Source organism: Microbacterium sp. KNMS (assembly GCF_053851835.1).
Map to the genome: position 1 here is coordinate 114,204 of NZ_JBSQBP010000010.1, position 10,882 is coordinate 125,085.

Consider the following 10,882-nt stretch of genomic DNA (forward strand, 5'->3'; position numbering starts at 1 on the left):
ATTAGGATGACGAGGATGAGCGACGACACGCCCCCGAGCGCTCGCGCGGGATTCCTCCGTCGACGCCGCGCCGCGCCGCCGAGCGCTCCTCCCGTGAGCCCTCCGCCCGCGGATCCCGTCGAGGTCCCCGTCGGACTGCGCATCGCGACGGCCTACGGATGGCGCTTCCTCGTGCTCGCCGCCGTCGCCGCCGTGATCGTCTGGCTCGTCATCCAATTCAAGCTGCTCGTCATCCCGATCTTCGTGGCGACGCTGCTCACCGCCCTCCTGTTCCCGTTCTTCTCGTGGATGCTGCGCCACCGGGTGCCGCGCGTGCTCGCGGTCGTCGTGAGCGTGCTCGGGACGCTCGCGGTCGTGACGGGCCTCGTGTGGCTCGTCGTCTGGCAGATCTCGCGGCAGGCGGAGGAGGTGCGCGCCCGCGCCGCTGAGTCGATCGCCGGTCTGCGGACCTTCCTCATCGACGGAGGGCTCGTCACCGCCCAGCAGCTCGACGACCTGCTCACGGGCGGCCTCCAGCTCGTCGAGGAGCAGGCCGATCTGCTCCTGAACGGCGCGCTCGCCGTGGGCTCGACCGTGGGGCACGTCGCCGCCGGCGCGCTCGTCGCGCTCTTCGTGCTCCTGTGCTTCCTCCTCGACGGCGCCGGCATCTGGCGCTGGACCGTCCGGCTCTTCCCGCGCGCGGCGCGGCCGGCCGTCGATGCGGCGGCGCGCAACGGATGGACCACGCTCATCAACTACGCGCGCACGCAGATCATCGTCGCGACGATCGACGCGATCGGCATCGGCATCGGCGCGTTCGCGCTCGGCGTGCCCCTGGCCATCCCCATCGCGGTCCTCGTGTTCCTCGGGGCATTCGTCCCGTTCGTCGGCGCCATCGTCACGGGCGCGCTCGCGGTCGTGATCGCGCTCGCCTACAACGGCATCTGGATCGGCGTCGCGATGCTCGCGGTCGTCCTGCTCGTGCAGCAGGTCGAGAGCCACATCCTGCAGCCGCTCCTCATGGGATCGGCCGTCAAGGTGCACCCGCTCGCGGTCGTCCTCGTCGTCGCGGGCGGCTCGATGGTCGGAGGCATCGCCGGCGCCCTGTTCGCGGTGCCGGTCGCGGCGTTCGTGAACGTCGTGGCCGTGACGCTCAGCTCGGGGTCGTGGCGCACGGGAGCCGAGGTCCGCTCGGCCGATCTCATCTGGAGCACGGTCCCCAAGAGCCTCGGCCGAGGCGACGAGGACGACCACAGGAAGGCACGCACATGACGCGGATGGACGCGGACGCACCCGAGGACGCTCACGCGACGCCGGACGCCCCGCCGATCCCCGCGCTCGCCGAGTTCGAGGAGGCCGCGCGCTTCCTCGAGGGCGTCGTGGAGCACACCCCGACCGAGTACTCGCAGCACCTCAGCGAGGTGCTCGGCGCCCCGGTGCACCTCAAGCTCGAGAATCTTCAGCGCACGGGATCGTTCAAGGTGCGCGGGGCGACCTACCGCCTGTCGCGCCTCACGGAGGACGAGCGGCGTCGCGGCGTGGTCGCGGCCTCGGCGGGCAACCACGCGCAGGGCGTCGCGCTCGCGGCGCAGCAGCTCGGCATCCCGGCGACGATCTACATGCCGCTCGGCGTTCCCGTCCCGAAGCTCCTCGCGACCAAGGGCTACGGCGCCGAGGTGGTGCTCGACGGCGCGACCGTCGACGTCGGGCTGCGTCGCGCTGCGGAGCACGCCGAGCGCACGGGAGCCGTGCTCATCCACCCGTTCGACCACCGCGACGTGATCATCGGCCAGGGCACGCTCGGCCTCGAGATCCTCGACGACGTGCCCGACGTCGACACGATCATCATGGGGATCGGCGGCGGAGGCCTCATCGCGGGCGTCGCCGCGGCCGCGAAGGCACGGGCGGCCGCAGCGGGGCGCACGGTGCGGATCATCGGCGTGCAGGCCGAGAACGCCGCGCCCATGCTCCCGTCGCTCGCCGCGGGAGAGCCCGTGCGCGTCGAGACGAAGCCGACGATCGCCGACGGCATCCTCGTCGCCCGCCCGGGCGATGTGCCGTTCGCGATCGTCCGTGAGCTCGTCGACGAGGTCGTGACCGTGGGGGAGGACGACATCGCGCGCGCGCTCCTCGTGCTGCTGGAGCGGGCGAAGGTCGTCGTCGAGCCGGCCGGCGCGGTCGGCGTCGCGGCCATCCTCGCGGGCAAGGTGAGTCCGCAGGGGTCCACGGTCGCTCTCCTGTCCGGCGGCAACATCGATCCGCTCCTGCTGCAGCGGGTCGTCGCGCACGGCCTCGCCGCGTCGGGCCGCTACATGACCATCCGCATCCCGCTGCCCGATCGTCCCGGTCAGCTCGCGCGCGTCTCCGAGCTCCTCGCGGAGGCCGGAGCGAACGTGATCGAGGTGCTGCACACGCGGCACGGGCAGGGCATGCAGATCAGCGAGGTCATCCTGCAGATCTCCGTCGAGACGCGCGGCGAGGAGCACAAGCTGCTCACGCTGCAGATCCTGCGCGACGCGGGCTTCCGGCCCGAGATCCTGCCGGAATGACGAGAGAGGGCGACGGCCGGCCGGCCGTCGCCCTCTCTCGCGTGCGGGCTCAGCCCGTGAAGGTCTCGACCTTGACGATCTCGACGGGGATGTCCTTGCCGTTGGGCGCCTGGTAGCTCGTCTTCTCGCCCTCCTTGAGGCCGAGGATGGCGGCGCCGAGCGGGCTCTGCTCGCTGTAGACGTCGAGGTCGGTGCCTCCGGCGATCTCGCGGCTGCCGAGCAGGAAGCGCTCCTGGTCGCCGAACACGACCGCCGTCACGACGGTGCCGGGCTCGACGATGCCGTTGGACTCGGGGGCGACGCCGACCTTCGCGTCCTTGAGGAGCGCCTGCAGCTGGCGGATGCGCGCCTCCTGCTTCCCCTGCTCGTCCTTGGCCGCGTGGTAGCCGCCGTTCTCGCGGAGGTCGCCCTCCTCGCGGGCCGCCTCGATGCGCTTCGCGATCTCCTCACGACCGGTGGTCGAGAGGTGCTCGAGCTCGGCGGCGAGGCGGTCGTACGCCTCCTGCGTCAGGAACGGGACCTGGGTGTCATCGGACACGGTCTGTCTCCTTCGTGGATGCGCGGCCGAGGGGGCCGGCATATGTGAAGACGCCCCGGCAGGTCGCCGGGGCGTCGGATGGACTGACCGTCGATCTTACGGAACCCAGCAGGACTTCACAATTCCGGTCGTCGCCTCCGCGACGGTGGGGATGCTCTCGGTGTGCGAGGCCGACACGGCGTCGGACGGCGGGTACTCGACGATCCGCCAGCCGACCACGCCGAACTGCTCGTCGAGCGCCTCGAGCGCGCAGGCGACGCTCTCGCGCGAGCCCGAGGTGATCTGGAAGGTCACCGACACCTCGTGCTCGCTGCGCACCTCGTAGCCGAGATCGTCGAAATCGACCTCGGCGGCGGCGGTCTGCATCGTCGACCACCCGAACCACCCGACCGCGAGGGCGGCGAGCGCGATTCCCGCGATCCATGCGATGCGGCGCGAGCGGCGGGGGGTTCGCCCGTAGCGCTCGTCGAGACGCTGCTGGATCGTCACGGCGTCGTCCTCTCAGGTCGGGCGAACTAGGCTGGGACTCCAGGCTAACCGCCTTTTCCCGGCGCCCCGTCTCGGGCGCCGCGCACCCCTGAGGAGTCCTCGATGCCCGCTCTCGCCGTGCTCGCCGCCACCCCGAGCCCGCAGCCGACCGTGGACCCGGACCTCGTCACGCCCGGCCCCCTCGGCTTCGCGACGATCGTCGTCCTCGTCATCGCGGTGTTCCTCCTCGTCTTCGACATGCTGCGCCGCGTGCGCCGGGCGCGGTACCGCGAGGAGGCGAACGCCGTGCTCGACGCGGAGGAGGCCGCCGCACAGGAGGCGGCCGCGCAGGAGGGCGCCGATCCGCGGGGAACCGGGACGGCGTCGGATGGCCGCGGTGAGACGGGCGAGGAGCCTACGCCGGGCCGTTGAACGCGGGATCGAGCGCGATGAGCAGCGCCCCCGCCCAGTGGCAGAGGAACGCGAGCACCGTGCACACGTGGAAGATCTCGTGGAATCCGAAGTGGCCCGGCCACGGGTTGGGCTTCTTGATCGCGTAGACGACCGCGCCGGCCGAGTAGAGGAGGCCGCCGACGATCACGAGGACCATCATCGTCCGGTTCGCCTGGAAGAGATCGCCCATGTACATGACGGCCGCCCAGCCGAGCACGAGGTAGAGGGCGACGTAGAGCCACCTCGGGGCGCCGATCCAGAACACCCGGAAGAGGATCCCGAGGAGGGCTCCGGTCCAGACGAGCACGAGCAGCAGCACGCCCTTCGACGGCGGCAGCGCGAGCACGCCGATCGGCGTGTACGTGCCCGCGATGAGCAGGAGGATGTTCGCATGGTCGATCCGCTTGAGGATCAGACGCGTGCGGGGCTTCCAGTGGAAGCGGTGGTAGAGCGCCGAGTTGCCGAAGAGCAGGAGCGACGACGCGGCGAAGACCGCCGACGCGGCCTTCGCCGCCGCGCCGTCGGCGAGCGCCACCAGGACGATGCCCGCCACGATCGCGACGGGGAAGGTCCCGGCGTGGATCCAGCCGCGCCACGACGGCTTGGGCTCCTCGTGGGCGTCCGCGCGCGCGGCATCCATCAGCGGGAGCCGGGGCACGCCGTCCGGGGTCTGCGCGGGCGTGTGCTCGTCGGAGGTCATGGTCTGACAGTACGCGCCAGCGCATGCCGTGAGCGGCACGCGGACGCCCGGAGTACGCTCGGAGGGTGATCAGCGAGCGGTCGGCGGCAGGACGGGGGCCTCTGTACCGTCTCTACATCTCGCGGCTGCACCGGCAGATCGATCCGGCGAAGGTGCCCCACCACGTCGCGATGATGATCGACGGCAATCGCCGCTGGGCGCGTCAGCTGGGCTACGAGACGCCGGCGCACGGGCACCGCGCGGGCGCCGCGAAGATGCGCGAGTTCCTCGAGTGGTGCGAGGCCATCGGCGTCGAGGTCGTCTCGCTCTACCTGCTCTCGCACGACAACCTCCGCAAGCGCGACAGCCGCGAGCTGCAGGATCTCATCGAGATCATCGCGGGGCTCGCGGGGCAGCTCTCCCGACGACGGGACTGGCGCGTGCAGCACGTGGGACGCTCCGAGGGCCTTCCGGACTTCCTCCTGTCCGCCCTGCGCGACGCGGAGGAGCGCACCCGCGGCAACAGCGGGCTGCACGTCAACCTCGCGGTCGGGTACGGCGGACGCCACGAGATCGTCGACGCCGTCCGCAGCATCATCCGCGAGCACGGGTCGAACGGGGGCACCCTCGAGGATCTCGCCGCGCACCTCACGCCCGAGCAGATCGCCGAGCACCTCTACACGGGAGGTCAGAAGGACCCCGACCTCGTCATCCGGACGAGCGGCGAGCAGCGCCTGAGCGACTTCCTGCTCTGGCAGAGCGCGCACAGCGAGTTCTACTTCCTCGAGGCGCTCGGCCCCGACCTGCGCGAGGTCGACTTCCTCCGCGCCATCCGCGACTTCGGGTCGCGAGACCGGCGCTTCGGCCGCTGACGCGCGCAACCTCGCGGACCCCCGCCTCTGCGAGAATGGAGGCGTGACCACCCTCGCAGACCTCACCGCCTCGTTCGACGTGGAACCGGGCTATCTCGACTGGGCGCGGTTCGGCCCCCTCTCCCGCACCGTGCGCGAGGAGGCGATGGCCGATCTCGAGCTGCTCGGCTCCGGTCGCGAGAGCGGGATCGGCCTCGTGTCCGGCCGTGCGGACGAGGCGCGCGCGGCGATCGCCGGCCTCCTGCGCGTGGACCCCGCGGAGGTCGCCCTGCAGCCCTCGACCACGCACGGCCTCGCGCAGGCCGTCTACGGCGTCACGGGCGGCGTCGTCGCGTCGCCCCTCGAGTTCCCCAGCATCCCCGTGACGATCGCGCGGGCCGCGACCGCCCTCGGCCGCATCGTGCCGCAGTGGATCGCGCCCGAGCACCGGTTCGTCACGCCCGAGGCCGTCGCCGAGACGATCGACGAGTCCACGAGCGCCGTGGCCGTGAGTCTCGTCGACTTCCGCACCGGCTACCGCGCCGACCTCGCAGGCATCCGCGAGGTCATCGGCGACGACCGGCTGCTCATCGTCGACGCGACGCAGGCCGTCGGCGTCGTCGACGCCGAATGGACGGCCGCCGATGTCGTCGCCGCGCACGGATACAAGTGGCTGCGGGCGGGGCGGGGCACCGGCTTCGCGTGGTACGGCCGACGGGCGCGCGTCGCGCTCGACCCGGTGCTCTCGGGCACCACCGGCACGGACGCCGACGACCTGCCGTACGACGTCGTGCCCGTGCCGGCGCCCGCGCCCGATGCCCGCGCCTTCACGGTCTCGCGCCCCGACCCCCTGGCGGCCGCGCGTCTCGCGTCGGCGGTCGGCGAGGTCGCATCCGCGGGCATCGCCGAGATCGAGGCGGCCGTGGCGGAGCGCGCCGGACGCATCATCGAGATCGCCGACGCGCACGGCATCGAGGTCGTGACGCCGCGCGATCCGGCCCGACGCGCGGGCATCGTCGCCCTCGACCCCGGGGCACGTCATGTCGGAGCCCTCGGCGCCGCCCTCGCGAACGCGGGGGTGACGGCGACGGCGCGATCCGGATACGTCCGCGTGTCGCCGCACGTCGCGACCGACGACGAGACGCTGCGGATGCTCAACGACGCGTGCGCGGTCTTCGTGCAGACGCGCGTGGGCTGACCTCGCCGCGTTCACGAGATCTTCATCCGCCCGTCAGCGTGTCCATGCGCCGCAGACGGCCCCGGCGGTCGTAGCTTCGGATCACCGGGCAAGGCGTCCGGTCGGGTCGGCCGTCAGGACTGCGACTCGTGGCCCCAGGTCGACTCGTCGAATCCGGGCGGAAGCCCGGGGTCGGGAGTGTGACGTGGCCACCACGACGGGCGTGAGCACCAGCACTGTCAGGAAGACCGGGCGGCGGTCGACGACGCGGGAGGCGCAGGACCTGCGCACCTACGTGCTCGACACCTCGGTCCTGCTGAGCGATCCGAGGGCGTTCTTCCGCTTCGCGGAGCACAGCGTCGTGATCCCCGTGGTGGTGATCACCGAGCTCGAAGGCAAACGGCACGATCCGGAGATCGGCTACTTCGCACGCGCCGCGCTGCGGCACCTGGACGAGCTGCGCGTCGAGCACGGGCGCCTCGACTTTCCCGTGCCCGTGGGCGAGGGCGGCACACTGCGCGTCGAGCTCAACAACACCGACCAGAGCGTGCTGCCCAGCGGCATCCGCCTCGCCGACAACGACAGCCGCATCCTCGCCGTCGCCGCGCACCTCGCACAGGACGGACAGAGCGTCACGATCGTCTCCAAGGACCTCCCGATGCGCGTGAAGGCCGCCTCGCTCGGCCTCGCGGCAGAGGAGTACCTCGCCGAGCAGGCGGTCGACTCGGGCTGGACCGGGATCGCGACCCTGCAGGTCTCGGGCGACGAGATGTCGGACCTCTACGAGAGCGAGGTCGCGCTGCACGACGATGCACGCGGGCTCCCGGTCAACACCGGCCTCGTCATCCAGTCGGAGCGGGGCTCGGCGCTCGGCCGCGTCACGGGCGACGGCGAGCTGCGCCTCGTCCGCGGCGACCGCGAGGTGTTCGGCCTGCACGGGCGCTCGGCCGAGCAGCGCATCGCGATCGACCTCCTCCTCGACCCGACCGTCGGCATCGTCTCCCTGGGCGGGCGCGCCGGAACGGGCAAGTCGGCGCTCGCGCTCTGCGCGGGACTGGAGGCGGTGCTCGAGCGCCAGCAGCAGAAGAAGATCATCGTCTTCCGGCCGCTGTTCGCGGTGGGCGGGCAGGAGCTCGGCTACCTGCCCGGCGACCAGGCCGAGAAGATGAATCCCTGGGGCCAGGCGGTCTTCGACACGCTCGGATCGGTCGTGTCGCAGAACGTCCTCGACGAGGTCGTGGAGCGCGGGATGCTCGAGGTGCTCCCGCTCACGCACATCCGCGGCCGCTCGCTGCACGACGCGTTCGTGATCGTCGACGAGGCGCAGTCGCTCGAGCGCAACGTGCTCCTCACGGTGCTGAGCCGGATCGGGCAGGGATCGAAGGTCGTCCTCACGCACGACGTGGGGCAGCGCGACAACCTGCGCGTCGGCCGTCACGACGGCATCGCGAGCGTCATCGAGTCGCTCAAGGGACACGATCTCTTCGGGCACGTCACGCTCACGCGCAGCGAGCGCTCGGCGATCGCGGCCCTCGTGACCGACCTGCTGGAGGTCGGCGAGCTCTCCTGACACGGGCGCGGAGACGGCGGCGGGGCAACGTCTCCGCCGCCGTCGCCGTGCGTATCCTCGGATACCGGTCGGCATGTCGGCCGACGCACGAGGAGACGAAGGAGTCACGGCCATGGCACAGGACCCAGCCCCGCGCATCGCCCCCCAGACCGAGGCGTCGCCGCCCGTCGCTGTTCCCGACGACCGCCGCTGGACGCCGCTGCGCATCGTGATCTGGACGGCCATCGCCCTCCTCGGCGGCGTCGCATGGACCATGCTCGCGATCGTGCGCGGTGAGACGGTGAACGCGATCTGGTTCGTCTTCGCCGCCGTGTGCACGTACCTCGTGTTCTACCGGTTCTACGCGAAGTACATCGAGCGGAAGATCGTGCGCCCGGATGACCGTCGCGCGACGCCCGCGGAGTACCGGTCGGACGGCAAGGACTTCGTCCCCACCGACCGGGTCGTGCTGTTCGGCCACCACTTCGCCGCGATCGCCGGCGCAGGGCCCCTCGTGGGCCCCGTCCTCGCGGCCCAGATGGGATACCTCCCCGGCACCATCTGGATCATCGTGGGCGTCGTCCTGGCCGGGGCGGTGCAGGACTACCTCGTGATGTTCTTCTCGATGCGCCGCGGCGGTCGCTCGCTCGGCCAGATGGCGAAGGATGAGCTGGGCCGCTTCGGCGGCGCCGCGGCCATCCTCGCGACGCTCCTCATCATGATCATCATCACGGCCATCCTCGCGCTCATCGTCGTGAACGCCCTCGGCGAGAGCCCGTGGGGCGTGTTCTCGGTCGCCATGACCATCCCGATCGCGCTGTTCATGGGCGCGTACCTCCGCTGGATCCGCCCGGGCCGCATCCTCGAGGTCTCGATCATCGGCTTCGTCCTCCTCATGGCGGCCATCGTCGGCGGCGGTGCGATCGCGGCGACCGAGTGGGGGCAGGCCCTCTTCCACCTCGACCGCGTGACGGTCGCGTGGGCCATCATCGTGTACGGCTTCGTCGCCGCCGTCCTGCCCGTGTGGATGCTGCTCGCGCCGCGCGACTACCTCTCGACCTTCATGAAGGTGGGCGTGATCGTCGCGCTCGCGGTCGCGATCGTCTTCGTGCGCCCCGAGATCTCGGTGCCGGCGTTCAGCGAGTTCGCGAGCGGCGAGACGGGGCCGGTGTGGAGCGGGCCGCTATTCCCGTTCCTCTTCGTCACGATCGCCTGCGGCGCCCTCTCGGGCTTCCACGCCCTGATCTCGTCGGGCACGACGCCGAAGATGATCGAGAAGGAGAAGCAGACGCGCTTCATCGGCTACGGCGGCATGCTCATGGAGTCGTTCGTCGCGGTCATGGCTCTCGTCGCCGCCGTCTCGATCGACCGCGGCATCTACTTCGCGATGAACTCCTCGGCGGCGGCCACTCTCGGCACGGTCGAAGGGGCGGTGGCCTGGGTGAACGGGCTCGGGCTGACCGGCGTCTCGCTCACGCCGGACGCGCTCACCACCATGGCCCAGCTCGTGGGGGAGGAGTCGATCGTGTCGCGCACGGGCGGCGCCCCGACCCTCGCCGTCGGGCTCGCGCTCATCATGGGCCAGTGGATCGGCGGCAGCGGCATGATGTCGTTCTGGTACCACTTCGCGATCATGTTCGAGGCGCTGTTCATCCTCACGGCGGTGGATGCCGGCACGCGCGTCGCACGGTTCATGCTCCAGGATTCGATCGGGAACGTCATCCCGCGGTTCCGCGACACGTCGTGGCGGCTCGGAGCGTGGATCTGCACGGCGATCATGGTCGCCGGCTGGGGAGCGGTGCTCATCATGGGCGTGACGGATCCGCTCGGCGGCATCAACACGCTCTTCCCGCTGTTCGGCATCGCCAACCAGCTGCTCGCCGCGATCGCCCTCGCGGTCGTGCTCACGATCGTCGCGCGGCGACGGACCTTCGGGGCGCTCTGGATCGTGGCGCTCCCGCTCGCGTTCGTCACGGTCGTGACGACGGTCGCGTCGCTGCACAAGATCTTCTCGAGCGTGCCGGCGGTCGGCTACTGGGCGCAGCACGCCGCATTCCGCGACGCGCTCGCCGCGGGGGAGACCTCGTTCGGCACCGCGCCGAGCGTCGCGGCGATGGAGGCGGTCGTGCGCAACACGGCGATCCAGGGGACGCTCTCGATCATCTTCCTCGTGCTGACGCTCATCGTGCTCGTCGCGGCGATCGTCCGCGTCGTGCAGGCGCTGCGGTCGACCGAGACGATCGACAACGAGGACGCGCCCGTCCCGTCGCGCCGGTTCGCCCCGGCAGGGCTCATCCCCACGGCGGCGGAGCGGGCCGCGCAGCGCGAGTGGGATGCGCTGCCCGCGGAGCGCCGCCCCTCGCGGGGGCACTGATGGCCATCCGACTGCTTGCGCCGCTGGCCGCCGTGGGCAGCGTGTGCGCGCGCTTCGTCTCGGGGATGACCGGGCAGTCGCGGTACGCGGCGTACCTCGCGCACGAGCGAGAGCGCCATCCCGACCGCGAGCCGCTCACCGAGCGGGAGTTCTGGCGCGAGATACACCGCGCGCAGGACCTCGATCCCGGCGGGCGCTGCTGCTGACAGCCGAGAGGGCCGGTCAGACATGGGTCGTCTTCCCGGCCGGCCTCCTCCCCTCCCCG

Annotated in this window: 11 protein-coding genes; 8 read left to right on the plus strand and 3 right to left on the minus strand. The window is 71.5% G+C overall.

What is annotated here, in order from left to right; translation table 11 throughout:
* The first annotated feature begins 15 nt into the window (after nt 1–15).
* Both ACWXWW_RS08280 and ilvA read left to right on the plus strand, forming a co-directional pair.
* Nucleotides 16–1,251, plus strand: coding sequence for an AI-2E family transporter (locus ACWXWW_RS08280; protein WP_324014415.1), 1,236 nt, complete (start codon nt 16–18; stop codon nt 1,249–1,251).
* A 5-nt stretch (nt 1,252–1,256) separates the two neighbouring features.
* Complete coding sequence (ilvA, locus tag ACWXWW_RS08285; RefSeq protein ID WP_271173823.1) at nt 1,257–2,528, plus strand: threonine ammonia-lyase; 1,272 nt, start codon at nt 1,257–1,259, stop codon at nt 2,526–2,528.
* Nucleotides 2,529–2,577: 49 nt separating this feature from the next.
* On the opposite strand, the gene greA is transcribed toward ilvA, so the two are convergent.
* Nucleotides 2,578–3,066 carry a transcription elongation factor GreA gene (greA, locus tag ACWXWW_RS08290; RefSeq protein ID WP_271173775.1) on the minus strand — a complete coding sequence of 163 codons (489 nt, stop codon included), beginning with the start codon at nt 3,064–3,066 and terminating at the stop codon, nt 2,578–2,580.
* Nucleotides 3,067–3,162: 96 nt separating this feature from the next.
* A complete protein-coding gene (locus ACWXWW_RS08295) occupies nt 3,163–3,555 on the minus strand; it encodes a DUF4307 domain-containing protein (RefSeq protein WP_324014416.1) in 393 nt (130 codons plus the stop codon).
* 102 nt (nt 3,556–3,657) lie between these two features.
* Between ACWXWW_RS08295 and ACWXWW_RS08300 the strand changes: the two genes are divergently transcribed.
* Nucleotides 3,658–3,966: a hypothetical protein gene (locus tag ACWXWW_RS08300; protein ID WP_271173773.1), complete on the plus strand. Its 309-nt coding sequence runs from the start codon at nt 3,658–3,660 to the stop codon at nt 3,964–3,966.
* On the opposite strand, the gene trhA is transcribed toward ACWXWW_RS08300, so the two are convergent.
* Nucleotides 3,950–4,687 carry a PAQR family membrane homeostasis protein TrhA gene (gene trhA / locus ACWXWW_RS08305; RefSeq protein WP_271173772.1) on the minus strand — a complete coding sequence of 246 codons (738 nt, stop codon included), beginning with the start codon at nt 4,685–4,687 and terminating at the stop codon, nt 3,950–3,952. The two genes, ACWXWW_RS08300 and trhA, sit on opposite strands and share 17 nt — an antisense overlap.
* A 65-nt stretch (nt 4,688–4,752) precedes the next feature.
* On the opposite strand from trhA, the gene ACWXWW_RS08310 reads away from it, so the two are divergent.
* The 5 genes from ACWXWW_RS08310 (at nt 4,753) to ACWXWW_RS08330 (ending at nt 10,823) form a co-directional block, all read left to right on the plus strand.
* Nucleotides 4,753–5,538 (plus strand): isoprenyl transferase, encoded by a 786-nt coding sequence (locus ACWXWW_RS08310; RefSeq protein ID WP_271173771.1) that lies wholly within the window; start codon nt 4,753–4,755, stop codon nt 5,536–5,538.
* Between the two features lie 43 nt (nt 5,539–5,581).
* On the plus strand, nt 5,582–6,715 hold the full coding sequence (locus ACWXWW_RS08315; RefSeq protein ID WP_455969598.1) for an aminotransferase class V-fold PLP-dependent enzyme: 1,134 nt from the start codon (nt 5,582–5,584) through the stop codon (nt 6,713–6,715).
* 202 nt (nt 6,716–6,917) lie between these two features.
* Entirely contained in the window at nt 6,918–8,264 is a 1,347-nt protein-coding gene (locus ACWXWW_RS08320; protein WP_271173769.1) for a PhoH family protein, read from the plus strand.
* A gap of 112 nt (nt 8,265–8,376) precedes the next feature.
* Nucleotides 8,377–10,617 (plus strand): carbon starvation CstA family protein, encoded by a 2,241-nt coding sequence (locus ACWXWW_RS08325; RefSeq protein WP_455969599.1) that lies wholly within the window; start codon nt 8,377–8,379, stop codon nt 10,615–10,617.
* Complete coding sequence (locus ACWXWW_RS08330; protein WP_271173767.1) at nt 10,617–10,823, plus strand: YbdD/YjiX family protein; 207 nt, start codon at nt 10,617–10,619, stop codon at nt 10,821–10,823. Before ACWXWW_RS08325 ends, ACWXWW_RS08330 begins: the two co-directional genes overlap by 1 nt.
* Nucleotides 10,824–10,882: the final 59 nt, after the last annotated feature.